This is a genomic window from Streptomyces sp. NPDC098789, from assembly GCF_044759975.1.
GTDB lineage: Bacteria > Actinomycetota > Actinomycetes > Streptomycetales > Streptomycetaceae > Streptomyces.
Genome location: NZ_JBIWAJ010000005.1, coordinates 253,574 through 278,542 on the forward strand (window position 1 = coordinate 253,574; position 24,969 = coordinate 278,542).

Annotated in this window: 25 protein-coding genes; 12 read left to right on the top strand and 13 right to left on the bottom strand. The window is 72.9% G+C overall.

What is annotated here, in order from left to right; all coding sequences use genetic code 11:
- The first annotated feature begins 136 nt into the window (after positions 1 to 136).
- Complete coding sequence (locus tag ACIQWR_RS13645; protein ID WP_404008043.1) at positions 137 to 1,507, top strand: aminopeptidase P family protein; 1,371 nt, start codon at positions 137 to 139, stop codon at positions 1,505 to 1,507.
- A 66-nt stretch (positions 1,508 to 1,573) separates the two neighbouring features.
- On the opposite strand, the gene ACIQWR_RS13650 is transcribed toward ACIQWR_RS13645, so the two are convergent.
- From ACIQWR_RS13650 to ACIQWR_RS13660, 3 genes are read right to left on the bottom strand one after another with little or no spacing between them, the layout of a single operon-like run.
- Positions 1,574 to 2,002, bottom strand: a complete 429-nt coding sequence (locus ACIQWR_RS13650) for a hypothetical protein (RefSeq protein ID WP_404008046.1) — start codon at positions 2,000 to 2,002, stop codon at positions 1,574 to 1,576.
- A gap of 55 nt (positions 2,003 to 2,057) precedes the next feature.
- Positions 2,058 to 2,453 carry a RidA family protein gene (locus tag ACIQWR_RS13655; RefSeq protein ID WP_399261527.1) on the bottom strand — a complete coding sequence of 132 codons (396 nt, stop codon included), beginning with the start codon at positions 2,451 to 2,453 and terminating at the stop codon, positions 2,058 to 2,060.
- Positions 2,450 to 3,709 (bottom strand): acyl-CoA dehydrogenase family protein, encoded by a 1,260-nt coding sequence (locus tag ACIQWR_RS13660; RefSeq protein ID WP_404008049.1) that lies wholly within the window; start codon positions 3,707 to 3,709, stop codon positions 2,450 to 2,452. Before ACIQWR_RS13660 ends, ACIQWR_RS13655 begins: the two co-directional genes overlap by 4 nt.
- Positions 3,710 to 3,872: 163 nt before the next feature.
- Here ACIQWR_RS13660 and ACIQWR_RS13665 point away from each other — a divergent pair, with 163 nt between their 5' ends.
- Genes ACIQWR_RS13665 through ACIQWR_RS13675 form a run of 3 tightly spaced genes read left to right on the top strand, consistent with a single transcriptional unit; the run spans position 3,873 to position 7,185 of the window.
- Positions 3,873 to 5,471 (top strand): AMP-binding protein, encoded by a 1,599-nt coding sequence (locus ACIQWR_RS13665; RefSeq protein ID WP_399261939.1) that lies wholly within the window; start codon positions 3,873 to 3,875, stop codon positions 5,469 to 5,471.
- A 4-nt stretch (positions 5,472 to 5,475) separates the two neighbouring features.
- The gene (locus ACIQWR_RS13670; RefSeq protein ID WP_404008052.1) at positions 5,476 to 6,297 is read left to right on the top strand and encodes a PaaX family transcriptional regulator C-terminal domain-containing protein; all 822 of its coding nucleotides are present in this window, start codon (positions 5,476 to 5,478) and stop codon (positions 6,295 to 6,297) included.
- A gap of 48 nt (positions 6,298 to 6,345) precedes the next feature.
- Positions 6,346 to 7,185 (top strand): GNAT family N-acetyltransferase, encoded by an 840-nt coding sequence (locus ACIQWR_RS13675; protein ID WP_404008055.1) that lies wholly within the window; start codon positions 6,346 to 6,348, stop codon positions 7,183 to 7,185.
- A gap of 48 nt (positions 7,186 to 7,233) precedes the next feature.
- Here the strand turns inward: ACIQWR_RS13675 and ACIQWR_RS13680 are convergent, their stop codons facing one another.
- On the bottom strand, positions 7,234 to 8,205 hold the full coding sequence (locus ACIQWR_RS13680; RefSeq protein ID WP_404008058.1) for a LuxR C-terminal-related transcriptional regulator: 972 nt from the start codon (positions 8,203 to 8,205) through the stop codon (positions 7,234 to 7,236).
- 409 nt (positions 8,206 to 8,614) lie between these two features.
- Here ACIQWR_RS13680 and ACIQWR_RS13685 point away from each other — a divergent pair, with 409 nt between their 5' ends.
- From ACIQWR_RS13685 to ACIQWR_RS13705, 5 genes are all read left to right on the top strand, one after another.
- Positions 8,615 to 8,815 (top strand): hypothetical protein, encoded by a 201-nt coding sequence (locus ACIQWR_RS13685; RefSeq protein ID WP_404008061.1) that lies wholly within the window; start codon positions 8,615 to 8,617, stop codon positions 8,813 to 8,815.
- Between the two features lie 7 nt (positions 8,816 to 8,822).
- Positions 8,823 to 9,137 (top strand): hypothetical protein, encoded by a 315-nt coding sequence (locus ACIQWR_RS13690; protein WP_404008064.1) that lies wholly within the window; start codon positions 8,823 to 8,825, stop codon positions 9,135 to 9,137.
- 262 nt (positions 9,138 to 9,399) lie between these two features.
- Positions 9,400 to 10,599: an FG-GAP-like repeat-containing protein gene (locus ACIQWR_RS13695; protein WP_404008067.1), complete on the top strand. Its 1,200-nt coding sequence runs from the start codon at positions 9,400 to 9,402 to the stop codon at positions 10,597 to 10,599.
- 159 nt (positions 10,600 to 10,758) lie between these two features.
- The gene (locus ACIQWR_RS13700; protein WP_404008070.1) at positions 10,759 to 12,189 is read left to right on the top strand and encodes an FG-GAP-like repeat-containing protein; all 1,431 of its coding nucleotides are present in this window, start codon (positions 10,759 to 10,761) and stop codon (positions 12,187 to 12,189) included.
- A gap of 89 nt (positions 12,190 to 12,278) precedes the next feature.
- On the top strand, positions 12,279 to 14,288 hold the full coding sequence (locus tag ACIQWR_RS13705; RefSeq protein WP_404008073.1) for an FG-GAP repeat domain-containing protein: 2,010 nt from the start codon (positions 12,279 to 12,281) through the stop codon (positions 14,286 to 14,288).
- A 49-nt stretch (positions 14,289 to 14,337) separates the two neighbouring features.
- Here the strand turns inward: ACIQWR_RS13705 and ACIQWR_RS13710 are convergent, their stop codons facing one another.
- Positions 14,338 to 16,644 (bottom strand): bifunctional salicylyl-CoA 5-hydroxylase/oxidoreductase, encoded by a 2,307-nt coding sequence (locus ACIQWR_RS13710; RefSeq protein ID WP_404008076.1) that lies wholly within the window; start codon positions 16,642 to 16,644, stop codon positions 14,338 to 14,340.
- A complete protein-coding gene (locus tag ACIQWR_RS13715) occupies positions 16,598 to 17,425 on the bottom strand; it encodes an enoyl-CoA hydratase family protein (RefSeq protein WP_399261548.1) in 828 nt (275 codons plus the stop codon). Before ACIQWR_RS13715 ends, ACIQWR_RS13710 begins: the two co-directional genes overlap by 47 nt.
- A 228-nt stretch (positions 17,426 to 17,653) precedes the next feature.
- On the opposite strand from ACIQWR_RS13715, the gene ACIQWR_RS13720 reads away from it, so the two are divergent.
- Positions 17,654 to 18,070: an ATP-binding protein gene (locus ACIQWR_RS13720; RefSeq protein ID WP_404008079.1), complete on the top strand. Its 417-nt coding sequence runs from the start codon at positions 17,654 to 17,656 to the stop codon at positions 18,068 to 18,070.
- Positions 18,071 to 18,127: 57 nt separating this feature from the next.
- On the opposite strand, the gene argF is transcribed toward ACIQWR_RS13720, so the two are convergent.
- The 4 genes from argF to ACIQWR_RS13740 form a co-directional block, all read right to left on the bottom strand.
- Positions 18,128 to 19,135, bottom strand: coding sequence for an ornithine carbamoyltransferase (gene argF / locus ACIQWR_RS13725; protein WP_404008082.1), 1,008 nt, complete (start codon positions 19,133 to 19,135; stop codon positions 18,128 to 18,130).
- A 142-nt stretch (positions 19,136 to 19,277) separates the two neighbouring features.
- Entirely contained in the window at positions 19,278 to 20,504 is a 1,227-nt protein-coding gene (locus ACIQWR_RS13730; protein ID WP_399261553.1) for an arginine deiminase, read from the bottom strand.
- Positions 20,505 to 20,550: 46 nt separating this feature from the next.
- Complete coding sequence (locus ACIQWR_RS13735) at positions 20,551 to 21,054, bottom strand: hypothetical protein (protein ID WP_404008084.1); 504 nt, start codon at positions 21,052 to 21,054, stop codon at positions 20,551 to 20,553.
- The gene (locus tag ACIQWR_RS13740) at positions 21,051 to 21,929 is read right to left on the bottom strand and encodes a MerR family transcriptional regulator (RefSeq protein WP_404008086.1); all 879 of its coding nucleotides are present in this window, start codon (positions 21,927 to 21,929) and stop codon (positions 21,051 to 21,053) included. Before ACIQWR_RS13740 ends, ACIQWR_RS13735 begins: the two co-directional genes overlap by 4 nt.
- Here ACIQWR_RS13740 and ACIQWR_RS13745 point away from each other — a divergent pair, their 5' ends adjacent.
- Positions 21,930 to 22,403 (top strand): DUF6194 family protein, encoded by a 474-nt coding sequence (locus ACIQWR_RS13745; RefSeq protein WP_404008089.1) that lies wholly within the window; start codon positions 21,930 to 21,932, stop codon positions 22,401 to 22,403.
- Positions 22,404 to 22,468: 65 nt separating this feature from the next.
- On the opposite strand, the gene mmuM is transcribed toward ACIQWR_RS13745, so the two are convergent.
- Together mmuM and ACIQWR_RS13755 are read right to left on the bottom strand one after the other, a co-directional pair.
- On the bottom strand, positions 22,469 to 23,329 hold the full coding sequence (gene mmuM / locus ACIQWR_RS13750) for a homocysteine S-methyltransferase (protein WP_404008092.1): 861 nt from the start codon (positions 23,327 to 23,329) through the stop codon (positions 22,469 to 22,471).
- Positions 23,330 to 23,364: 35 nt separating this feature from the next.
- Positions 23,365 to 23,880: a GNAT family N-acetyltransferase gene (locus ACIQWR_RS13755; protein WP_404008094.1), complete on the bottom strand. Its 516-nt coding sequence runs from the start codon at positions 23,878 to 23,880 to the stop codon at positions 23,365 to 23,367.
- Between the two features lie 250 nt (positions 23,881 to 24,130).
- On the opposite strand from ACIQWR_RS13755, the gene ACIQWR_RS13760 reads away from it, so the two are divergent.
- A complete protein-coding gene (locus ACIQWR_RS13760) occupies positions 24,131 to 24,403 on the top strand; it encodes a hypothetical protein (protein WP_404008097.1) in 273 nt (90 codons plus the stop codon).
- 79 nt (positions 24,404 to 24,482) lie between these two features.
- On the opposite strand, the gene ACIQWR_RS13765 is transcribed toward ACIQWR_RS13760, so the two are convergent.
- Positions 24,483 to 24,968 carry a DUF6099 family protein gene (locus ACIQWR_RS13765; RefSeq protein ID WP_385777223.1) on the bottom strand — a complete coding sequence of 162 codons (486 nt, stop codon included), beginning with the start codon at positions 24,966 to 24,968 and terminating at the stop codon, positions 24,483 to 24,485.
- Position 24,969: the final 1 nt, after the last annotated feature.

Sequence of the window (24,969 nt, forward strand, 5' to 3'; positions counted from 1 at the left end):
GGAGGTGCAACTGCCCTGATTCACACGGCGTTTGACGGGGATTAACTGCCCGCCGTGTGACCTGTAACATAGTAATGTGAAATTGCACTGACAACCCCTGTGCGCCCACCAGTTCACGCCTTCCCAGGGAGCTTTCGTGACCGACCGCATCTCCCGCCTCAATACGGGCAGCCACGATCTGCCCGTATCGGCCGAGTTGTCCGCCTTCATGTCCGGAAACTGGTCCGCCTCACCCCTGCCGACCGACGCCCGGGTCGCCGCGCACGACGTCACCCCGGCCCGGCGCGCCCGCCTGTCGGCCCGCTTCCCGGGCGAACGGCTGCTCGTCCCGGCGGGCGAACTCACGGTCCGCTCCAACGACTGCGACCACCGCTTCCGCCCGCACAGCGCCTACGCCTGGCTCACCGGCCTCACCGGCGAGGACCAGGTGGGCCACGTACTGGTGATGGAGCCGGCCGGGCCGCGGGGACACGAGGCCGTCCTGTACCTGCGCCCGCGCTCGGCGCGCACCGACGGCACCGAGGAGTTCTACCGGGACCGCCGCTACGGCGAGTTCTGGGTCGGCCGGCGCCCCGACCTCGCCGAGGCCGAGCGGCTCACCGGCATCCGCTGCGCGCACCTGGACGCCCTGGGCACCCCCGACGCCCGCGACGCCTCGCGCGATCCGGCGCTCGCCGCCGCACTCTCCGAGCTGCGCCTGGTCAAGGACGCCTGGGAGGTGGGCCAGTTGCAGCTCGCCGTCGACCACACGGCCGCCGGTTTCGAGGACGTCGTAAGGGCGCTGCCGCGCGCGCTGACCCATCCGCGCGGCGAGCGCTGGATCGAGGGGGTCTTCGGGCTGCGCGCCCGCGCCGAGGGCAACGGCACCGGCTACGACACGATCGCGGCCTCCGGGGCGCACGCCTGCGTGCTGCACTGGATCCACAACGACGGCCGGCTGAACCGGGACGAACTCCTGCTCCTGGACGCGGGCGTGGAGACCGACACCCTCTACACCGCCGACGTCACCCGCACCCTCCCCCTGTCCGGACGCTTCTCACCCGTGCAGCGGCAGGTGTACGAACTGGTGCTGGCCGCGCAGGACGCGGGCATCGCGGCGCTGCGCCCCGGGGCCAGCTTCCGCGACTTCCACCGGGCCGGGATGCGGGTCATCGCCGAGGGGCTCGCCGACTGGGGCGTACTGAAGGACGCGGAGGGGGACCTGCACCGCCGGTACACCCTGTGCAGCAGCGGCCACATGCTGGGGCTGGACGTCCACGACTGCGCCCAGGCACGCCGGGACGCCTACCTGGACGGGGTGCTGGAGGAGGGGCAGGTGCTCACCGTGGAGCCCGGCCTCTACCTCCAGCCGGACGACGAGACGCTCCCGGCCGAGCTGCGGGGCATCGGCGTGCGGATCGAGGACGACCTGGTCATCACCGCGGAAGGAGCGCGCCTGATGTCGGGCGCGCTCCCCCGCACGGTCGCGGGCATCGAGGAGTGGATGGGGACGCTGCTGGAGGGCTGACCCCGGCGGGACCCCGACGGGACCCCGACGGGACCCCGACGGGACCCCGGCGGGGACTACGTCGCCCTACCGGTTGCCGCGCCAACCGCTGTCGTGGCTCCAGCTGTTGTTGTCGTTCCGGCCGCTGTTGTCCCAGTTGCCGTTGCCGTCGTGGTTCCAGTTCCCGTCGTCGTGGTTCCAGTGGTCGTTGTTCCAGCTGCTGTTGTCCCAGTTGTTGTCGTGGTTCCAGTTGCTGTTGTCCCAACTGCCGTCGTGGTTCCAGTTGCTGTCGCCGTTGTTGTCCCAGCACCAGCTGGGACGGTCGTCCCCGCGCGAGGAGTCGCAGCAGGTGCGCCAGTCCTGGCCGCGCCAGTTGTCGGAGCACCACCAGGTCTGCGGTTGGGTCTGTGGGGCGGCCTGCGGGAGGCCCGCGGCGACGGCACTGCCGAGGGGGGCCAGGCCCAGGACGATTCCGGCGGCCCCGGCGACGATGGCCGGGGCGATCGCACGGCGCATATCCATGCACCTCCGAGTATCGGAGAGAAGCTGTAAGAAAAGGGGCATATCAACCCTAGGCGAGGAGTGCGATGCCGTCGAGTTCGACCATCGCCTGCTCGTCCCACAGCCGGGTGGTGCCGATGACGGCCATCGCCGGGTAGTCGCGACCCGCCAGCCGGTGCCAGATGCGGCCCAGCTCCGGGGCGCAGGCCCGGTACTCCGCCACGTCCACCGCGTACACGGTCACCCGCGCCAGCTCCGCGGGGGTGCCGCCCGCGGCCGCGAGGGCGGCCAGCAGGTTCCCCAGGGCCCGCTCGAACTGCTGCGGCAGGGTGTCCCCCACCACCTTGCCCGCCGCGTCGAGCGCCGTCTGGCCCGCCAGCAGGACCAGCCGGGACCCGGTGGCCGCCACCGCGTGCGAGAAGCCGGTCGCCGGGGAGAGCCCGGGCGGGTTGATCCGTTCGATCACCGGGCCACCCCCGCCGGCCCGCGCTGCGCCTGCTGTGCCTGCTGTGCTTGCTGCTCTTGCTGCTCTTGCTGCCCGCGCTCCTCCTGGTGCCCACGCTTCGCCTGCTGGCCGTACAGCGATCGCGCGATGATCGTGCGCTGCACCTCGCTCGCCCCCTCGTAGATCCGCGGCGCCCGCACCTCCCGGTACAGGTGTTCCAGCAGGTGGCCGCGCTGGAGCGCGACCGCGCCGTGCAGCTGGACCGCGTGGTCGACGACGTACTGCGCCGTCTCCGTGGCCAGCAGTTTCGCCATCGCCGCCCGCCGCGGCACGTCCGGCGAGCCGCTGTCCGCGTCGTACGCCCCGGCCGCCGCGTAGACGAGCAGCCGGGCGGCCTCCGTGCGGGTGGCCATCTCGGCGACCCGGTGGGCCACCGCCTGGAGGTCGCCGAGCACGCCGCCGAAGGCGGTGCGGTGCGCGGTGTGCGCCAGGGTCGCGTCCAGGGCCGCCCGGGCCATGCCGACGGCGAAGGCGCCCACGCTGGGCCGGAAGCGGTTGAGGGTGTCCATGGCGACCCGGAAGCCCCGGCCCGGCTCGCCCAGCAGGTCCTCGGGCCCCACCGGCACCCCGTCGAAGCGCAGGGCGCCGATCGCGTGCGGGGAGAGCATGTCGAGGCTCTCGCCGGTCAGGCCGGGCCGGTCGGCGGGGACCAGGAAGGCGCTGACGCCCTTGGCGCCCGGCCCCTCACCCGTCCGGGCGAAGACGGTGTAGAAATCCGCTTCGGGGGCGTTGGAGATCCAACGCTTCTCCCCGGTGAGCCGCCAGCCGCCGGCGCTGACGCCCCCGCCGCCGCCCCCGCCACCGGCCGCGTCCGGTTCCGCGGCCAGCGCCAGCGCCGCCGCGTCCGAGCCGGCGCCCGGCTCGCTGAGCGCGAAGGCGGCCACGGTGCGACCCGCCCGTACGCCGGGCAGCCAGCGCTCGCGCTGCGCCGCGCTCCCGGCGCTCAGCACGGGGTGCGCCCCCAGGCCCTGGAGGGCCAGGGCGGTCTCGGCCTCGGTGCAGCCGTAGGCGAGGGACTCCCGCAGCAGGCACAGGTCCAGCGCGCCCGCGCTGAAGACGCGCTCCAGCAGGCCGTGTTCGCCGAGCGCCGCCAGCAGCGGCCGGTTGACGCGCCCCGGTTCACCTTTTCCGGCGAGCGGGCCGAGCCGCTCCGCGGCCAGCGCGCGCAGTCGCTCGCACCATTGTTCTTGTTCCGGGTCGAGCGCGAATCCGGCCATCCGATGCCTCAGTTCTCCGCGTGGGCCACTGGGATCCTGCCGTACCAGTCTTATCGCGTGCAGTTGACTGTCGTCACCATCACGATACGCTCGTGACGCGTCCGCACGGCCGGCACCACCCCATCCGGGACCGTCGCAAGGGGGCGAACCCGCCTTGAAGCTCATGCCTTCCGCCCATGCCGACACCTTTGCCCGTGACCACCTGCCACCCGACCACGAGTGGCCGGAGCTGCTCTTCCAGCTGCCGGAACTGGCCTATCCGGACCGGCTGAACTGCGGGGCCGAGCTGCTCGACGCCACGGTGGCCCGGTTCGGCGCCGACCGACCGGCCTTCCGCACCGGGTCCGGCGAGGTCTGGTCGTACGGCGAGCTGCGCGAGCGGGTGGACCGGCTGGCCCACGTGCTCACTGTCGATCTCGGCGTGGTCCCCGGCAACCGGGTGCTGCTGCGCGGACCCACCGGGCCCTGGCTCGCCGCGTGCTGGCTGGCGGTCATGAAGGCGGGGGCGGTGGCCGTCACCGTCCTGGCCCAACAGCGGTCCCAGGAACTGGCCACGGTGTGCGAGATGGCCCGGGTCCGGCACGCCCTGTGCCACGCGGACGTGGTGGCGGACCTGGCCCGGGCCGAGGTGCCCGGGCTGCGGATCACCCCGTACGGCGGCGAGGACCCCGACGACCTGCTGCGGCTGGCCGAGCGGAGCCCCGCCACGCCCTACCGCGCCGTGGACACCTCGGCCGACGACGTGGCGCTGATCGCCTTCACCTCGGGCACCACCGGTCGGCCCAAGGGCTGCATGCACTTCCACCGGGACGTGCTGGCGGTGGCCGACACCTTCTCCCGGCAGGTCCTGCGACCGCGGCCGGACGACGTCTTCACCGGCAGCCCGCCGCTGGGCTTCACCTTCGGCCTGGGCGGGCTGGTGGTCTTCCCGCTGCGCGCCGGCGCCTCCGCGCTGCTGCTGGAGCAGGCGGGGCCGCGGGTGCTGCTGCCGGCGCTCGCCGAGCATCGGGTGACGGTGCTGTTCACGGCCCCCACCGCCTACCGGGCGATGCTGGACGAGCTGGCGGCGTACGACCTCTCGGCGCTGCGGCGCTGCGTCTCGGCCGGCGAGAACCTACCGGCCGCCACCTGGCAGGAGTGGTACGAGCGGACCGGGCTGCGCATCATCAACGGCATCGGCGCCACCGAACTGCTGCACATCTTCATCTCGGCGGCCGACGCGGACATCCGGCCCGGTACCACCGGCCGGGTGGTGCCGGGCTGGCAGGCGCGGGTGGTGGACGGCGCGGGCCGGGAGGTGGCCGACGAGGAGCCGGGGCTGCTGGCGGTGCGCGGTCCGGTCGGCTGCCGGTACCTGGCCGATCCCCGGCAGGGCGAGTACGTGCGGGACGGCTGGAACGTCACCGGTGACACCTACGTCCGCGACCGCGACGGGTACTTCCGCTACGTCGCCCGCGCCGACGACATGATCATCTCGTCCGGTTACAACATCGCGGGCCCCGAGGTCGAGGAGGCCCTGCTGCGCCACCCGGACGTGGTCGAGGCGGCGGTGGTCGGCCGCCCGGACGAGCGACGCGGACAGATCGTGGTCGCCTACGCGGTCGCCCGGCCCGGCGCCGAACCGTCCGAGGAGGAGCTGCGCGCGTTCATGCGGGCGGAGCTGGCCCCCCACAAGTGCCCGCGCGCCTTCGTCTTCCTGAGCGCGCTCCCGCGGACTCCCACGGGGAAGCTGCAGCGCTACCGGCTGCGCGATCTAGAGTGATCCCGTGGCCGAGCAGCACACCCCACGATCCTTGATCGTCACCTTCTACGGCGCCTACGGGCGCGCCTTCGACGGACCCGTCCCGGTGTCCGCCCTGATCCGCCTCCTGGGCGCGGCCGGGGTGGACGCCCCGGCGGTCCGCTCCTCGGTGTCCCGGCTCAAACGGCGCGGGTTCATCCTCCCGGCGCGCGGGGCGGACGGCGCGGCGGCGTACGACCTCTCGGAGGAGGCCCGGCAGCTGTTGGCGGACGGCGACCGGCGGATCTACGCCGACGCCGGTCGCGACGGCGGCGGCGAGTGGCTGCTGGCGGTCTTCTCCGTGCCCGAGGAGGAGCGGCACAAGCGCCACCTGCTGCGCTCGCGCCTCGCCCGGCTCGGTTTCGGCGCGGCCGCGCCGGGCGTGTGGATCGCCCCGGCGGCGCTGTACGACGAGACCCGGCACACCTTGGAACGGCTCCAACTGACCCCGTACGTGGACCTGTTCCGCGGCGCGCACCTCGGCTTCGCCGCCACCGCGGAGGCGGTGAACCGCTGGTGGGACCTGGCGGCCCTGGCCAAGCAGCACGAGGAGTTCCTCGGCCGGCACGAACCGGTGCTCCGCGGCTGGCAGTCGGGGCCGGGGCCGACCCCCGAGCAGGCCTACCACGACTACCTGCTGGCGCTGGACTCCTGGCGGCGGCTGCCGTACGCCGACCCCGGCCTGCCCCGCGAGCTGTTGCCCTCCGACTGGCCGGGCGAGCGCGCGGCGGCGGTCTTCGCGGCGCTGCACGCCCTCCTGTGGGAGCGCGGGGCCGCCTTCGCCCGGCCCGGGCCGGACGCCCCCTGAGCGGGAAAAGGGGGTGCCCGCGCCCCGCGCTCGCCCGCACAATGGCCCATGACCTGGACCTTCACTGAAGACCTGACGGCGTACCTGGATGCGGCGGGCCCGGCGGTGGCCGCCCATCCCGTGCCCAACACCCTGCTGCTGACCACCGCCGACGCGCTGCGCCGGCGCGGCCCGCACGCCTTCGGCAGCGGCACCCCCTACTTCGGCTGGTGGACCGGCCCCGACGGGGTGGTCGCGGCGGGCGCGGTCTGCACCCCGCCCCATCAGCTGCTCGTGGGTGCGCTGCCCGCCGGGGCGCTCGCCGCGCTGGCGCTGGCCCTGCACACCGAGCCCCTGCTGGCGGACGTGGCCGGGTTCAACGCACGCCGCTCGGACGCGGAGGCGCTGGTGGCCGCCTGGGGGCGTCCGGTCGACATCGAGCAGAACCGGCTGTTCCGGCTGGGCACCCTGGTCGCCCCCTCCCCCGCGCCCGAGGGAGAGGCCCGGCTCGCGACCGAGGAGGACCTGCCGCTCGTGCTGGACTGGATGGGCGCCTTCGCCGTGGAGGCGGACACGATGCGGGCCGGCGCCTCTTGGGCGCGCGACCGGATGGCGTACGGCGGCGTGTTGCTGTGGCAGGACGCGGCCGGCACGCCCGTCTCGCTGGCCAGCTTCTCCCGCCCGCAGGCCGGGGCCTCGCGGGTCGGCCCGGTGTACACCCCGCCGGAAGCCCGCGGGCACGGCTACGGCGCGGGGGCGACGCACGCGGCCTCCCTGGGCGCCCGAGCGGCGGGCGCCGCCGAGGTGATCCTCTTCACCGACCTCGCCAACCCCACCAGCAACCGCCTCTACCCAAGGCTCGGTTACCGCCCGGCCGGCGACCGCTCGATGGTGCTGGCCCGCACCTGACGGGGTCCGACACCGCGCGCCGTGGACGGCGAGGGCCGGGCGGAGCCGTCAGAGCCAGCCCTTCTGGGCCGCCTTGATTCCCGCTTCGAAACGGCTGGTGGCGCGCAGCCGTTCCATGATCGAGGACATGTGGCGTCCGACGGTTCGCGAGGAGATCTGGAGCCGTTGCCCCGCGGCGTCGTCGGTCAGTCCGCTCCCGAGCAGCCGCAGGATCTCGCGTTCGGTGGGGGTCAGGCTGGTCTGCGGGTCCTCCGGCCGGGTGGCGCCGAGGGGCACCGCCGTGTTCCAGGCCTGCTCGAAGAGATCGAGCAGTGCGGTGAGGATGCCTGGTTCGGTGACGTGGAGGGCGCCCTTGCGCGTGTCGACCGGGTCTACGGGGACGAGTGCCTGGGCGCGGTCGACCACGACGATGCGCTGGGGGACCGTCGGGGCCGTCCGTACCTCGCTGCCCTGGCCGAGGAGCCAGTGGGCGTAGGCCGTGATGTGGGGCTGGTTGCGGCTGGCGTCCTGGTACAGCGTGCGCATGGTGATGCCGCGGCCCAGTGCCTGCGCGTCCGCGGGGCGGCTCGCGTCCAGGTCCTCGGGGCGCTGGCTGCCCGGCTGGCTGCTCAGCACCTCCGTGGTGGCCGCGCGGCCCATCTGCTCCAGGCGGGCGTGGATCGCGTCCATGCCCTCCAAGTGTTCCCCGTGGTGCGCACGGTGTTCGGCACGCTCGGCGACCATGCGGGTCACGGCCGCACGGGAAGCGGCCAGCCGGGCCTGTCGGGCGGCGAGTTCGGCCTCCTGGTCGGCCAGGATGTCGGCGAGGCCGATCTCCGGACTGACGGCACGCAGCTGGCCAGGGCGTTCGGCGGAGGCCCGTACGAGCGTCAGTCGGCTCAGTTCGTCCAGGTGTTCGTGGACCTGGACGGGAGTCATGGCGCAGTGTTCGGCGATCTCGTCCAGGCTGTAGCGCGGGTGGTCCAGCATCACCTGGTAGACCGTCGCGGCGGCATTGGTCAGCCCGAGTACGTCCAGCATGAGATCCCCCCAGATCACCGACCGTGCTTCCACACGGCTCTTGCCGGCCATCCAACAGGGGTGAATGCGCCATTTCAAGATCTTTCACAGGGGAGAGCGGGAGCATCTCGCCATACGGGCACCCGTTCCCGCTCGGAGCGGGCGCCGCCGGAACGGTCGCCGTGACGGATCCGCGCAATGAGACGACGCGATGGAATGAAGCCTTGGCATGCACAGGTCACCTTGTCCACATCCGGACAGTCGGGTTGGGGACACCCGGAAGGCCTTCCGGTGGTGCCGACGGAAGGCGAAGCTAGTGATCGCCGCCAGGGAAACAGCCCGAACGGCCACCGGACAGGGCGTCAACCGCGGGACGTCCCACCGGTGCAGGACCATCCGTCAGTCACACCCACAGGCAGGGACTCTCCTCATGATCAGCACCCGAATCGCTCAGGCCGCCGCGGTGGCATCCCTCTCCCTGACCGCGATCGTGCTCGTCGCCGGCAGCGCTTGCGCCACCCCCCGCACCGCCACCGTGACCCAGGCGTCGGACAGCCTCGGCTGGGGTGCACCCTCCGCCGACAGCCTCGGCTGGGGAGCGCCCGCCGCCGACAGCCTCGGCTGGGGGTGATCCCGAGATGGAGATCGTCTACGCCAGCCTGGTGCTGCGCCGCCCCGACGAGTGCGCGACGCAACACACGGCGGCCGAGGCCGTGGACGCCCTGTGGGCCCACGCCCTGCCCGAGGCCGGACTCCAACACGTCAGCGCCCGCTGCGAGCCCGGCCGGATCGACTTCCTCCTCTACCTCATGAGCCCCGCCGTCCTGGGCGCGCCCACCGCCGAGCACCGCGCCCACACCCTGATCTCCCACGGCCAGCGGACGTCTCCCCTGCTCAACCTCCGGTTCCTGCCGCCGCAACCGCTCCCGGCCACGGCCCACCTCACCGGCTGACCGGTTCCGGACCCCGCCGGCCGCCCTCCGCCGAGCAGCCGGGCAACACTCCACCGACACGGACCGGCCGTCCCCGCCGCCCACGCGCCCACCAGGCGCGGTTCACGGTGTACCCCGCCACGCCCTCGCCGTCCCACGCACCGCGTAGGCCGGGTCGAGAAACCACCCCACCGGCCCGAGAGCCCCGTACCCGCGCATCTCCCGCGTACGAGCGGCCCGGCCGCCGCCCCCTCCCGTCCCGTGCACCCCTGCGAGGTCTCCCATGCCCGAAAACTCCCGCGCCGCCTTCCGCCCCACCACGAAGACGGCCGCCACCGCGGCCGTGACCATGACCGCGCTGGCCCTGTCCCTCGCCGCGGCGGCCCCCGCGGGCGCCGCCTCCGTGTCCACCTGGGACAAGGTCGCCCGGTGCGAGTCCACCAACAACTGGCAGGCCAACACCGGCAACGGCTACTTCGGCGGGGTGCAGATCCTGTTGTCGACCTGGAACGCCTTCGGCGGCCGTGAGTACGCCTCCTACCCCCACCAGGCCACCAAACAGCAGCAGATCCTGATAGCCGAGAAGATCCTCGCCGGACAGGGCGCGGGGGCATGGGGCAGCTGTGGCGCCGGGGCCGACCTCGCGTCCGACCACGCCGACCCGTATCCGGATGTTCCCCCCGCCCCCGTCGGCATGGTCCACCTCACCGCGGCCGACTTCACCGGTGACGGCAAGGCCGATCTCGTCGGCGTCGAATCCGCCACCGGCAAGCTGTGGCTGTATCCCGGGACCGGCTCCGGCGCCCTCGGCGCCCGGGTCCAGATCGGTGCCGGCTGGGGCGGCATGAGCAAGCTGGTCGCGGCCGACTTCACCGGTGACGGCAAGGCCGACCTGCTGGCTGTCGAGAACGCCACCGGATCCTTCTACGGCTACCCCGGCAACGGCGCCGCCAACGGCATGAACACCCTGGGCGCCCGGACCCAGATCGGCGCCGGCTGGGGCGCGATGCGGGATCTCACGGCCATGGACGTCGACAAGGACGGCAAGCCCGACCTGCTGGCCATCGACGGCAACGGCGCACTGTGGTCCTACCAGGGGGCCGGCTCCCTGAACGGCATGAACACCTTGGGCGCCCGGACCCAGATAGGTGCCGGTTGGGGCGGCATGACCGAACTGACCAGCCCCGGCGATCTGAACGCGGACGGCAAGCCCGACCTCGTCGCGGTCGACCCGGCCGGTGCGCTGTGGAAGTACCCCGCGACCGGCTCCCTCGACGCCATGAACACGCTCGGCGCCCGGACCCAGATCGGCTCCAACTGGAACTCGATGCGCCAGCTCGTCGGCGCCGACTTCAACGCCGACGGAAGGGGCGACCTCGACTCGGTCCAGGCCCCCACCGGTTCGACCGGCGACCTCTACTTCTACCCCGGCAACGGCAGCGGCGCCTTCGGCGACCGCGCCCGCATCGGCTCCGGCTGGTAGCCCCACGGCCCCGGCCCGGGCCGCACCCCTGAACTTCGCCACTTGACGTCACAACACGACGTCGCCACACGACTTCGCACCTTCGCACCACCGCGCGCCCGAGCGCACACCACCCCGCCCGACACCACCCGCCTTCCCGCACCCACCAGGAGACCCGTCATGTCCAAGCTCGCCCTCTCGTTCAAGAAGTCCGCCCTCGCCACCGTCGTCGCCGCCGCCGCCCTCTCCTCCCTGAGCATCGCCCCGGCCCAGGCCGATGCCACGTCCTCGATGGCCTCCCTCGCCCTCGCACAGGTCGGCAACGGTCCCTGTGACACCCCCGGGGGCTACTGGAGCCAGAACCGCAACCAGGGCACCAGCTGCAACGGCCACGGCGGCCAGTCCCACGCCTGGTGCGCCGACTTCGTCGGCTGGATCTGGTCCCACTACGACGTGGCTCGCCTGGGCTCGCTCACCGACGGCGCGGCCAGCTTCTACGCCTACGGTCAGGCCAACGGCACCCTGCACTCCACCCCCAAGCCGGGCGACGCCGTCGTCTTCGACTACTCCGGCGGGCACGCCCAGCACGTCGCCCTGGTGACCGCCTTCGACGGCAACAAGATGACGGTGGTCGGCGGCAACGAGGGCCACTCCAGGGGCTACACCGAGGGCATCGTGCAGACCGAGTCGACCACCTCCTGGTCGGTGGGCTCCGCCCCGTGGAGCCAGCGCATCAGCGGCTACATCTCGCCGGTCCTCAACAGCGACGACAGCGCCACCCCGGCCGCGGCGGGCATGACACACCTCGCCGCCGGCGACCTCGACGGCAGCGGCAAGCAGGACATCATGGCCACCGAGGTCTCCTCCGGCGACCTCTACCTCTACCCGGGCAGCGGCGCCCTGGGCGGCGCCAACACCCTCGGCGCCCGGGTCAAGATCGGGTCCGGCTGGAACAGCATGACCAACCTGACCGTCGGCGACTACGACGGCGACGGCAAGGCGGACGTCCTGGCCACCGACACGGCCGCCGGCGACCTCTACCTCTACCCGGGCAGCGGATCCGCCAACGGCATGAACACGCTCGGCCCCCGCGTCCAGATCGGCTCCAACTGGTCCTCGATGCACGACCTGACCCGCATGGACGTCAACAAGGACGGCAAGCCCGACCTCGTGGCCGTCGAGACCGCGACCGGGAACCTCTACGTCTACCCGGGCACCGGCTCCCTCAACGGCGCCAACACCCTCGGGGCCCGCGTCCAGATCGGCACCAACTGGAACAGCATGAGCTCGCTGGTGGTGCCCGGTGACCTGAACTCCGACAGCGTCGACGACCTGGTCGCCAAGGACGAGTCGGGGAACCTGTTCCTCTACCCGGGCACCGGCGCCCTGAACGGCAACAACACCCTCGGCAACCGCACCCAGATCGGATCCGGTTGGAAGGCCATGACCGACCTGGTCGGCGCCGACCTCAACAACGACGGCAAGGGCGACATCGCCGCCGTCCAGGCCGCCCCCGGCGCCACCGGCACCTTCTACGCCTACCCGGGCACCGGCGCCGCCAACGGCATGAACACCCTCGGCGCCCGCGTCCAGATCGGCACCAACTGGTAGTCCCCGCCCCCCGCCCGCTCCCCCCGGCCCACCGCGCGTCGCTCCCGACGCGCGGTGGGCCGCACCACGACCGGAAAGGCCCCGCCGGCATGACCGCCCGCCCCACCAGGACCCGCCCCCGCGTCCGTCGTGCCGTCGCGGCCCTCGGGACGCTGACCGCCCTGATCACGAGTCTCGCCGCGGCCTCCCCCGCCGCCGCGCAGCCCACGTACCCCGACAACTCCCTGGCAACCACCAACACCATCACTCGCATCAGCGCCAGCGGGATCGGCATGCGGTGGAACGGTGACGCCGAAGCCACCCGGGCGGCCGCCTACGAGGCCGCCCACCCGGCACTGACGCGCACCACCCCGAACGCGCTCATCGACCAGGCGCCCACCACGGCGGCCCGGCCCCTGTGCCACGCCACCAACATCGGCGGAGCAACAGGGTTCTGCTGGTCCCCGGGCGACGACAGCTCCAGCAGCTGGATCCCGCAAGGCGTCGGCGCCACGACCGTCGGCGGCCGCAAACTCCTCGTCACCAGCTGGTACGGGGCCGACGCGACCGAACGCCTCACCTTCGCCGACGTGACCGACCCGGCCGCCGTGCGCTACCGGCACGTCCAGCTGGTCGGCCTCACCACCGACGGCACCGGCTACACCCCCCTCACGGGGCACGCCAACGCCGTCGTCTGGGCCGGAAACCGCCTCTACGTGGCCAGCACCGGCAGCGGATTCGACGTCTTCGACACCAGGGGCATCTGGGGCACCGCCCCCGACACCTACGTCCTGCCCCGCACCGGCAGCTACTCCTACACCGGCTCCGGCACCGGATGCGGCACCTACGCCGGCGTCACCGAGCGCCCCTGCATCACCTCCGCCTCCCTCGACCTGAGTGGCCCCCAACCGGCACTCGTCACAGCCGAGATGGATCCCTACCGCACCGGCAGCTCGGCCTTCGACCTCGCCGCCGCCCCGGTGGTCCGCTACCCCATCGACGCCACCACCGGCGTGCTCAAGGCGGACGGCGCCGGCCGCGTCCAGGCCTCCGACGCCTTCAGCTCACCGATCGGCGGGACGCAGGGCGTCGCCATGCACAACGGCGGCTTCGCCCTCTCCGCACCCTGCCCCGAGTTCGTCGAGGGCGGCACCGAGCACCTGCCCAGCTGCCTGTACCGCGGGGAGGTGGGCGAGCCCGTGTGGCTGGTGACCCGCACCGGGATCTACAACGAGAACCTCGCCTACCTGCCCGGCAGCGGCGAGCTGTGGATGGTCAACGAGCGCCCCGGCGCCCGTACCGTCGCGAGGACCACTTGGCCGGCCGTGCCCGCCGCCGCCGGCATGGTCCACCGCACGGCCGCGGACTTCACCGGCGACAGGCTGCCCGACACCCTCGGCGTCGAAGCCTCGACGGGCAAGCTCTGGCTCTACCCCGGCACCTCGGGCGGGGGCCTCGGCAACCGCGTCCAGATCGGCTCGGGCTGGGGCGGCATGACCGCTCTTGCCGCGGGCGACTTCACCAGCGACGGCAAAGCGGACCTGATCGCCCTGGAGAAGGCCACCGGCACCCTGCAGCTCTACCCCGGCGCGGGCGCGGCAGCGGACATGAACACGCTCGGCAACCGCATACGCATCGGCACGAACTGGGCCGGTATGCGCGACCTCACCGTCATCGACGTCAACCAGGACTCCAAGCCCGATCTCCTGGCCGTCGACGCCGACGGCGCCCTGTGGGCGTACCCCGGAACCGGCGCCGGCGGCCTCGGCGACCGCGTCCGCATCGGCACCGGCTGGCACGCCATGGCCGAGCTGGCCTCACCCGGCGACCTGAACTCGGACGGAAGGCCGGACCTCGTCGCGGTCGACCACGACGGCGCGCTGTGGGCCTACCCCGCCACCGGCACCCTGAGCGGCTCCGCCACCCTGGGCGGCCGCACCTTGCTCGGGAGCAACTGGAACACGATGCGCGAACTCGTGGGCGCCGACTTCGACAACGACGGCAAGGGCGACCTGAGCGCTGTCGAAGCCCCCGCCACCACCACGGGAAACCTCTACCTCTACCGCGGGACTGGCGCCATCGCTCTCGGCTCCCGCACCCAGACCGGCACGAATTGGTAGCCGGCCGCGCACAGCTGCCGCCGCCCGTCCGGAGCGGAACCGGGACCCCCTACCCCCGGCCCGTAGGGGGTGGGCGGTTGCCCGCGCGGTAGGGGGCGGGCCAGGGGGCGGCCGGGCCCGCGTAGTCCTGTTCGGCGGCGGCGTGCAGGGTCCAGTGCGGGTCGTAGAGGTGCGGGCGGCCCAGGGCGCAGAGGTCCGCGCGGCCCGCGAGCAGCAGGGAGTTGACGTCGTCCCAGGAGGAGACGGCGCCCACGGCGATGACCGGGACGCCCAGTGCGTTGCGGATCCGGTCGGCGTAGGGGGTCTGGTAGGAGCGGCCGTACTCGGGCTCCTCCTCGGCGACGACCTGGCCGGTGGAGACGTCGATCGCGTCCGCGCCGTGGGCGGCGAAGGCCGCCGCGATGGCCACCGCCTCCTCGGTGGAGGTGCCGCCGGGCGCCCAGTCGGTCGCCGAGATGCGGACGGTCATGGGGCGGTCGGCGGGCCAGACCTCGCGGACCGCGTCGAAGACCTCCAGCGGGAAGCGCATCCGGGCGGCGGGCGAGCCGCCGTAGGCGTCGGTGCGGTGGTTGGTCAGCGGCGAGAGGAAGCCGGAGAGCAGGTAGCCGTGGGCGCAGTGCAGTTCGAGCAGGTCGAAGCCGCAGCCGGCCGCGCGGGTCGCCGCGTCCGTGAACAGGCCGCGGATCCCCGCCAGTTCGGCGGTACCCAGTTCGTGCGGGACCTGGGAGCGGCCGGGCCGGTACGGGATCGGGGAGGCGGCGACGAGCGGCCAGTTCACGGTGCCCGCCCCGGCGTCGAGCGGCTCGTCCATGCCCTCCCACATGCGGCGGGTGGATCCCTTGCGGCCCGCGTGCCCGAGCTGGACGCCGAGCGCGGTGCCGGGCGCCGAGGTGTGCACGAAGTCGGCGATCCGGGTCCAGGACGCGGCCTGTTCGTCGGTGTACAGGCCCGTGCAGCCGGGGGTGATCCTGCCCTCGGCGCTGACGCACACCATCTCGGTCATCACCAGGCCCGCGCCGCCGAGGGCCCGCGCGCCGAGGTGGACGAGGTGGAGGTCGCCCGGGACGCCGTCCGTGGCGCTGTAGATGTCCATCGGGGAGACCACCACGCGGTTCCTCAGGGTCAGGCCGCGCAGCCGGTACGGGGTGAACATGGGCGGGGTCGCCGGGTCGGGGCAGCCGAAGTCCTGCTCGACGGCGCGGGTGAAGCGCTCGTCGCGCAGCCGCAGGTTGCCGTGGGTGACCCGGCGGCTGCGGGTGAGCAGGTTGAAGGCGAACTGCCGGGGCGGCTGGTCGACGTATCCGGCGAGTTCCTCGAACCAGCGCATGCTGGCCGCCGCCGCGCGCTGGGTGCTGGCGACGGCCGGGCGGCGCGCGGCCTCGTAGGCGGCGAGGGCGGCCGGCACGTCGGCGGGGTCGGGGCGTTCCCGGACGGCCTCGGCGAGGGCGAGGGCGTCCTCGACGGCGAGCTTGGTGCCCGAGCCGATGGAGAAGTGGGCGGTGTGCGCGGCGTCCCCGAGGAGGGTCACGTTGCCCTGGGACCAGCGGTCGTTGACGACCGTACGGAAGGCCGTCCAGGCCGAGCGGTTGCCGCGCAGCGCGCGCCCGCGCAGCGCCTCGCTGAAGGTCTTGGCGCAGCGGGAGGCCGATTCGGCCTCGTCGCAGAAGTCGAGCCCGGCGGCCCGCCAGACCTCCTCCCGCATCTCGACGATGACGGTCGAGGCGTCGGCGCAGTAGGGGTAGCCGTGCAGCTGCATGACGCCGTGTTCGGTCTCGGCGATCTCGAAGCGGAAGGCGTCGAGGGCGAAGTCGGCGGCGAGCCAGATGTACCGGCTGCGGCCGGTGTCCAGCCGGGGGCGGAAGATGTCGGCCCCGGCCTCACGGGTGGCGCTGTGCACCCCGTCGGCGGCGATGACCAGGTCGTACGTCGCCCCCAGCGCCTGGGCCGCGGGCAGTCGGGTGTGGAAGCGGAGCCGGACGCCCAGCTCGGCGCAGCGGGCGTGCAGGATCTCCAGGAGCCGGCGGCGGCCGAGGGCGGCGAAGCCGTGGCCGCCGGAGGTGAGGATCCGGCCGCGGTGGACGACGTCGATGTCGTCCCAGCGGACGAACTCGGCCGACAGGGCGGCGTAGACCTCGGTGTCGGCGCGTTCGATGCCGCCGAGGGTCTCGTCGGAGAGCACCACGCCGAAGCCGAAGGTGTCGTCGGCGGCGTTGGCCTCCCACACCTCGACCCGGTGTCCCTGCCGGGCCAGCAGAGCGGCGGCGTACAGTCCCCCCGGTCCCCCGCCCACGACAGCGACCTTCATGGCGCTACCTCCCCCTCCACTGGGGTGGCCGCTTCTCGGTGAAGGCGGCATGGAATTCGGCGTAGTCCTCGCCGTTCATCAACAGGGCCTGGGTGGCCGCGTCCAGCTCCACGGAGGCCGCCAGCGGCATGTCGAGTTCGGCGGTGAGCAGGGCCTTGGTCTGGGCGTGGGCGAGGGCGGGGCCGCTGGCGAGGCGCTCGGCGAGTTCGGCGGCGCGCTGGTCGGCCTTGCCCTCTTCGGTGAGTTCGCTGAGCAGGCCGATGCGTTCGGCCTCGGCGGCCCGCACTGGTTCGCCGAGCATCAGCAGTCGGGTGGCGTGGCCGAGGCCGACGACCCGGGGCAGCAGGTAGGCGGCGCCCATGTCGCCGCCGGAGAGGCCGACCCGGGTGAAGAGGAAGGCGAAACGTGCGGTGGGGTCGGCGATCCGGAAGTCGGCGGCGAGGGCGAGCACCGCGCCGGCTCCGGCGGCCACCCCGTGTAGCGCGGCGATGACGGGGAAGGGGCATTCACGGATGGCCCGGACGACCTGTCCCGTCATCCGGTTGAAGTCGAGGAGCTGCGCGGTGTCCATCGCGAGCGTGGCGCCGATGATCTCGTCGACGTCGCCGCCGGAGCAGAAGCCGCGGCCTTCGCCGCCGAGCACGAGGGCGCGCACCGATCTCTCGCGGGAGAGTTCGGACAGCAGGTCGCGCAGGTCGGCGTAGGCGCCGAAGGTGAGCGCGTTCAGCTTGTCGGGACGGTCGAGGGTCACGGTGGCCACGCCGTCCTGGCGGGTCAACCGGATGTGGCGCCACCGTTCGGTGGCGGCTGCGGAACCGGTGAAGGGGCTCACACCGTGACCGTATCACCGGATCGTGACTGTCGTCAGGGAAACGCAACACAGGAGGGAGATGCCGTGTCAGCACGCCGCGCGTCCGAAGGTCCCCTGGAGAAGGAACGCTGGTCCCCCGCGCTCGCGCCGGGGTGCCCTACGCCGCGGGAGTTCCACTTCGTATCGTTGAAAGCAGGATCTCTTCGTCAGCCCCCTCGCCCACCTCCTCGACGGAACGGACGGACGCGCATGCCCGACGCCTCCGCGTGGCGGATCACCCTCCCGCACACGACCGCGGCCGTACCGATCGCCCGCGCCCTGGTCCGCACCGCGCTCGCCGAGATCGAGGCGTCCGCGGACAGCGACACCGCCGAGCTGCTCACCGCGGAGCTGGTCGCCAACGCCGTCGAACACACCAGCCCCGACGCCCCCATCGAGCTCGTCGTGGAACTACTGGCGAACGGTTGCCAGGTCGAAGTGCACGACGGCGACCCCCGACCCCCCGCGGAGCCGCGCCCGCAGCAGCCGGATCCCTGGCAGGAGCACGGCCGCGGCCTGCTGCTGATCCGGGCCCTCAGCTCCGCCTGCGGCCACCGGGCCACCGCGCACGGCAAGGCCGTCTGGTTCACCCTGCCCGCGCGACCGCCCGCCACGACCCTGCACTGACCCCGCGCCGACCCTGGGCGGCCACGACTTCGGCTACGGCTACGACTTCGGCTACCGCTACGGCTTCGCGAGCGTCGCGACCAGGACCGCCTTGATCGTGTGCAGGCGGTTCTCCGCCTCGTCGAAGACGACGGCGTGCGCGGATTCGAAGACCTCGTCCGTCACCTCCAGCGACTCCAGGCCGTGCCGCTCGTGGATCTCCCGGGCCACCTTGGTGCCCAGGTCGTGGAAGGCGGGCAGGCAGTGCATGAACTTGACGTCCGGGTTCCCCGTGGCGCGCAGCACGTCCATGGTGACGGCGTACGGCGACAGGGCCGCGATCCGCTCGTCCCAGACCTCCTTGGGCTCCCCCATGGAGACCCAGATGTCGGTGATGACGAAGTCGGCCTGGGCCACGCCCTCGGCGATCTCCTCGGTGAGGGTGATCCGGGCGCCGCTCGTGGCCGCGAGTTCGCGGGCGGCCGCCACGACCGACTCGGCCGGCCAGTACGCGCGCGGCGCCACGATCCGCACGTCCATGCCGAGCAGGGCGCCGGTCACCAGGTAGGAGTTGCCCATGTTGAAGCGGGCGTCGCCCAGGTAGGCGAAGGCGATCCGCTCCAGCGGCCGGCCCGGGCAGTGCTCCGTCATGGTGAGGACGTCGGCGAGCATCTGCGTGGGGTGCCAGTCGTCGGTGAGCCCGTTGAAGACCGGGACCCCGGCGTGCGCGGCCAGCTCCTCGACCGCGGCCTGACTGTCTCCCCGGTACTGGATGCCGTCGAACATCCGGCCCAGCACCCGCGCCGTGTCCTTGACCGACTCCTTGTGGCCCATCTGCGAACCGGAGGGGTCGAGGTACGTCGTGTGGGCGCCCTGGTCGGCGGCCGCCACCTCGAACGCGCAGCGGGTGCGGGTGGAGGTCTTCTCGAAGATCAGCGCGATGTTGCGACCCCGGAGCCGGCGCTCCTCGACGCCCGCCCGCTTGGCGGCCTTGAGTTCGGCGGCCAGCGCGACCAGGCCGCGGAACTCGGCGGCGGTGAAGTCGAGCTCCTTGAGGAAACTGCGGCCGGCGAGATCGGTGGCCATGGGGAACGCTCCAGAGTCGCGGTGACAGGGGATACTGGAAGTCTATACGATCCTCTGTATTGATATACAGACCCCCGCAGGCATCCCGCCCCGCGACCGACGGCAGCCGACCCCGCCCTCGGCCCTGCCCCCGTCCCCGCCTTCAGACCGCGTCGCGCTCGACGGGGCAGCTCATGCAGCGCGGCCCGCCGCGCCCCCGGCCCAGTTCGCTGCCCGGGATCTCGATCACCTCGATGCCCTCCTTGCGCAGGTGGGTGTTGGTCGTGACGTTCCGCTCGTAGGCGACCACCACGCCCGGCTCCACGGCCAGCACGTTGCAGCCGTCGTCCCACTGCTCCCGCTCCGCCGAGTGCACGTCCTGCGTGGCGGTGAGCACCCGGATGGAATCGAGTCCCAGCGCCGCCGCTATGGCCCGGTGCATGTGCTCCGGGGGGTGATCGGTGACCTTGAGTTCCTGACCGTCGCCCCCCGGCTCGATCGTGTAGGAGCGGAGCATGCCGAGCCCCGCGTACTGGGTGAAGGTGTCCCCGTCGACCATCGTCATCACCGTGTCGAGGTGCATGAACGCCCGCCGCTTGGGCATGTCCAGGGCCACGATGGAGGTCGCCGAACCCGCGGCGAACAGGCCGCGCGCCAGCATCTCCACCGCCTGCGGGGTGGTCCGCTCGCTCATCCCGATCAACACCGCGCCGTTGCCGATGACCAGGACGTCGCCGCCCTCGATGGTCGAGGGGTAGTCGGCCTGGCCCTGGGTCCAGTAGTGGAAGGCGCCGGAGGCGGTGAAGAGGGGGTGGTGCTTGTAGATCGCCTCGAAGTGCACGGTCTCGCGCTGTCGGGCGGGCCAGCGCATCGCGTTGATGGACACGCCGTCGTAGATCCAGGCCGAAGTGTCCCGGGTGAAGAGGTGGTTCGGCAGCGGCCCGAGCAGGAAGTCGTCCAGCTCCAAGGCGTGGAAGCGGACCGAGACGGGCTCGCTGTGCCGCTCCAGGAACTCCCGCTTGGTCATCCCGCCGACCAGCGCCTCGCCCAGTTCGACGGAGGGCAGCGCCTCGAAGACCGTCCGCAGGTGGTCGGTGGCGAGGGGGCCGTACTCCTTCTCGTCGAAGACCCGGTCCAGTACGAGGCGGCGCGCCTCCGGGATGTCCAGGGATTCGCTCAACAGGTCACCGAAGAGGTGCACCTCCACGCCCCGGTCGCGGAGCACGTCCGCGAAACCGTCGTGCTCCTGCCGGGCCCGGCGCACCCACAGCACGTCGTCGAAGAGCAACGCGTCCTTGTTGGTCGGCGTCAGCCGCTTCAGCTCCAGATCCGGGCGGTGGAGGATGACGCGGCGCAGCCGCCCGGTCTCGGAGTCGACATGGAATCCCATGGCGTACACGTTCGCAGACCGGACGGCTTTTTGACGTGCCGTTGGCTCAGCGCAGGCCGAGCAGCGCCGAAGGGGCACCCCGCAGTTCCGGGGCGATCACTCCCAGCTTGGGGGCGACCAGGTTCGGCACCCCGAAGTTGCGCCCGTCGGGCATCGTGAGGGGAGCTCCGACGACCACGCCGCCGGTGCGGGCGAGCAGGTTCGTGGCGGGTGCGTCCAGCGAACCCTCACCGTCGGTCTCCGGTCGACCGAGCAGGTTCGGCACCGGCGAACTGATCCCCGTGTGACCCAGCTCGGCGCCGACCGGGATGCTCGGCAGGAGCGGGGTGGGGAGCAGGTCCCCGGTGTGGTGCCGGGGCACGTCGGGAGCGCCCACGATCGGCACGGGCACCCCGGTGGCCACCCGCGGGGTGTCCACACCGAGCGAGGTCTCCACGGCGTCGAGCGGGACACCCACCGGCACCGAGTCCGCGAGGGCCGGGCTCGCCGCACCCGCCGCGGCCATACAGGTCATGAGCGCCGCAAGGCTTCCGCGCGCGGTCATCTTCATATCTGACGTTCCGTCCTTCCAGGGTCGCGGATAATTCCGCTGCCCTGGAAGAACGATCCCGCCCGGTGTTTCCAGGGAGTTCCACGGCAAAGTTCCCCCATACGACCTAATCGGGAGCACGCGGGTTCACACGGACCGCGCCGGCCGCGAGGGGCTGCCGGTGGGGTTCCCCGTCGACGGGGCCTCACGTCCGATGGCCGCCGAGAACGGCGCTGAGCGCGACGGTGGCGTCGAGAAGGGCACGGGAGCGGGTCGATGCGATAGCCGGCGCCGCGTAGCTGGTGCACGATGCGGGCGTCCCGGGTCTGGGCCGGTGAGTACCGTCGCGTTCCGCGTGGGGGGACCCGGTCAGGAACGGCCAACCCTTCGGCGTCCCAGTGCCGCAAGGTCGACGGGCGCACTCCGAGCGCGGCGGCGAGTTCGGAGACGCTCATCGCATCCGATGGGCGCACGTCGTCGATCAGCTCGGCGGAGATCGCCGCAGCGGCCTCCTGGGCGAGTCCGAGGTCCTTGCGCTCCCGGTGGAGTCGGGCGTGCGCCGCGTCGAGGAGTGCGAGTACCTCCGAGGGCGGGTGCGCGTGCGCGGCACGGACGATCCGCTTGGCCTCGACCGGACCCGTGCCGCGTGCGAGGGCCCGGTAGGCCAGCGCGGACCGCAGGTGGGTCTCCCCATAGATCCGGTAGCCCGCGGCCGTGCGCGTCGCCGGCGGCAGGACACCGTCGCGTTCGAGATTGCGGACCTGCTGGACGGAGCACCCGGCACGTCGCGCGATATCGACCGTGCGCAGGACCGATGACTTGAGAGTTGGCACCCACCGCTCCTCTGACTTCCGGCTCGAAGTCTCCACAAGCACCTTAATGAAACGCTTGAGCACATGACCATCGACGAGATCATCAGCTTCGTGGAAGACCTCGATGGAGTCCTGGCCGTCAGGCCGGGACCCGACGACGGCTCGCCGGAGATCAGCTGGGGGGACACCTTCCTCTACTACGCGCCTGATGGCGCCATGCCGAAAGCCACTCAGCCGTTCGCGACGATCGTGACGAAGAACTACCCGGGCGACGAGAGGTCGCGTCTGGACCGCCCCGATACGTTCCGTGTCAACATCGCCGCGGGGAAGGACTCCTTCGTCGACTCGACCGGCCACGCGCCGCGCGAACCGGCCCCCGACGACGACCTCGGCGTCACCGACGCCGTGCTCGCACACCCCGTCTACGGCTCCGTCGGCTGGCTCGCGGTGGTGAATCCGGGCCGGCGGACCGATGGGGCGGTGTGCGAACTGCTCCGCAAGGCCCATCACCTCGCACGTTCGCGCCATGAGCGACGAGCGGGCTCGACGACGAGCTGACAGGCGGACGGGCGGACAGCATGTGCGGGGCGCTCGAGCGCGGACCTCACCACGGCCCCGGACGCTCAGGTCGCGGCCGCCAGGGCGGCGATGCGCTGCGGGCCGACCCCGCAGCAGCCGCCGATCAGGCGGGCGCCCGCGCGCCGCCAGTGCGCGACCGGCCAGTCGGCCGTGCCCGAGGTGTCGTTCGGGTAGGCGAGCAGCGGCTTCGAGGTGAGGTGGGCCGCCGCCTCCAGGGCGGGCAGGACGTCGGACGCCGCGCAGCAGTTGACCCCGACCGCGATCACCTCGGGCGCGGCCGCCGCCAGGGCGAAGGCCTCGGCGAGCGGCTGGCCGGCCCGGGTGCGCTCCCCCGCCACCGTGTAGGACAGCCAGGCCCGCGCCCCCGTGCCGGCCAGCAGCGACAGCAGTGCCTGCGCCTCGTCGGTGTCGGGGACGGTCTCCAGCGCCAGGACGTCGGCCCCGGCCGCCAACAGGGCCTCGATCCGCGGGCGGTGGAAGGCGGCCAGCTCGCGCACGCTCAGCCCGTAGCGGCCGCGGTACTCGGAACGGTCCGCCAGCGTGGCCCCGTACGGGCCGACCGACGCCGCCACCCACACCTCGTGTTCCACGGACCGCGCCGCCCGGTCGGCCAGCGCGACGCAGTCGCCCAGCAGGGCGGTGGTCCGGCGGCGGTCGTAGCCGTGGCGGGCGAAGGCCGCGTAGCCCACCTGGTAGCCGGCGGTGATCAGCACCTGGGCCCCCGCCCGCGCGTACGCCGTGTGCGCGGCGGCCACCTGTTCCGGCTGCTCGGCCAGCACGCGCGCCGACCACAGCCCGCCGGACAGGTCGCAGCCCTGGTCTGCGAGCTGCGTGCCGAGCCCGCCGTCCAGGGTCAGCGTCCGCTCGCGCAGTGCGTCGGCCAGTGGGGTACGCGCGCGGGCCATCGCGGGGCCTCCTCCTGCGTGGGCTGCCTCAGCCGTCAGACATCGCCGAAAGGTTCGGGATAGATGAATTCGCCCTGTATCGACCGATCGTATGCCGTCAGGGTGCGAACCTGGAAGACATCGCCCCAGCCCGGCTCCTGGCCGACGATGCCGACGTCCGTGCTGGGGCGGAAGCCGTGCCGGCCGTAGAGCTCGGGGTCGCCGAGCACGACGATCAGCGGGAGGTCGAGGGCCTCCGCGGCGCCGAGCAGCGCGTGGATCAGGGCCGAGCCGGCCCCGCGCCGCCGGTGGGCGGGGTGCACGCCGAGCAGGCTGAGGTTGGCCGTCCGGGCGGCGCCGATACGGCCCCAGGAGCAGAGGGCATGACCGATGACCTCGCCCTCCGCGCTCTCGGCCAGCAGCGACAGGGCCGGCAGCGCCCAGCTGCCGTCCCGCAGCGCGTCCGCCAGGGACACCTCGACGGGAACCTCGTCCCGCGGCTTGTACGCGGCAGCGGCGGTCACCGCCCGGACGGCGGCCCGGTCGGCCGGGGTCACTCTCCTGATCAGCACGGACGCAGTCTGCCCGCCCACCCCGAGCCTCGCGCCGGCGGGGGCGTCGTCGCCACGGCGCTCCCGCACCCCGGCCGGGTGAATCCGGGTCGACCGGAAGGGCCTCGCAGCGGCCCCGCCAGTGACCAGCGCCGAGGGGGATCGTTTGCTCGGACGGAGCCGGACCGCCCGGCCCGCGCGCCGGCGGCCTTCGCCAGCGCGTCCACCGCCCCCTTCCGCTTCCGGAAGGGCCAGGGCCGAGGAGGCCGCCATGTCCCACGAGTCCGTGCCAGAGCACCCCGGACAGACCGGACAGGCAGCAGAGCGCCAGGCACACCAGGGCCACCAGGATTCCGGGGTTCCCGCCCAGGGCGGCGCAGCGCCCAAGGGGCTCCTGCAGCAGATGGAAGAGCTGATGGCGGCGCTGAACGCCGACCTCTGCGATCTCGACGCCGATCTCCAGTCCTCCGCGGGTCGCTCCGCGGGGACCATCGCGGCTCCGGACCGCGCCGCCGAGAGCGAGCGGCCTTTCGGAGCCCGCTGAGCGGGTCCCCCTGATCCCGCGGGTCCCGCCGCCCCGGTACGGCGGGACCTCGCCCGGCGGCAACGGCCGGACGGGGCCCTCAGACCACGCCCGAGGCGGAGCCCCGCTCGCGCACCGTCATCCGGCGCAGGATCGCTCGTACCCGGTCGCTCGACTCGTCCGCCGCGTCGATCGACTCTATGCACTGCCAGTACAGACCCTCGTCGTCCGTGGCACAGGCCACCCCGACGAGCGCTATGCCCACTTCGCCCAATAACGCCTGGAGACCGAGCAGGCACTGGCGGACATCCGCCACCTCGGTCAACTGGGCCGCTCTCGGGGGATAGTCGGGCACCCGACCCTCGCCGCGCACCGCGGCCCGGTCGATCACCCCGCAGCCTCTGGTCCCCGCCTCCCCCAGGCCCCGGGCCTCCGCTCTCAGCTCCGGCGGCCCCGTGATGGCCAGCCATCCCCCTATTCCCTGTGCGAGGGCCTGGGCCTGCCAGGCCTCGCCCACGATGTCCATCGCCGCCCCACTCTGTGCCAGAGCATGTCGGCCGGCCGCGATCAGCCGTACCGCGTCCATA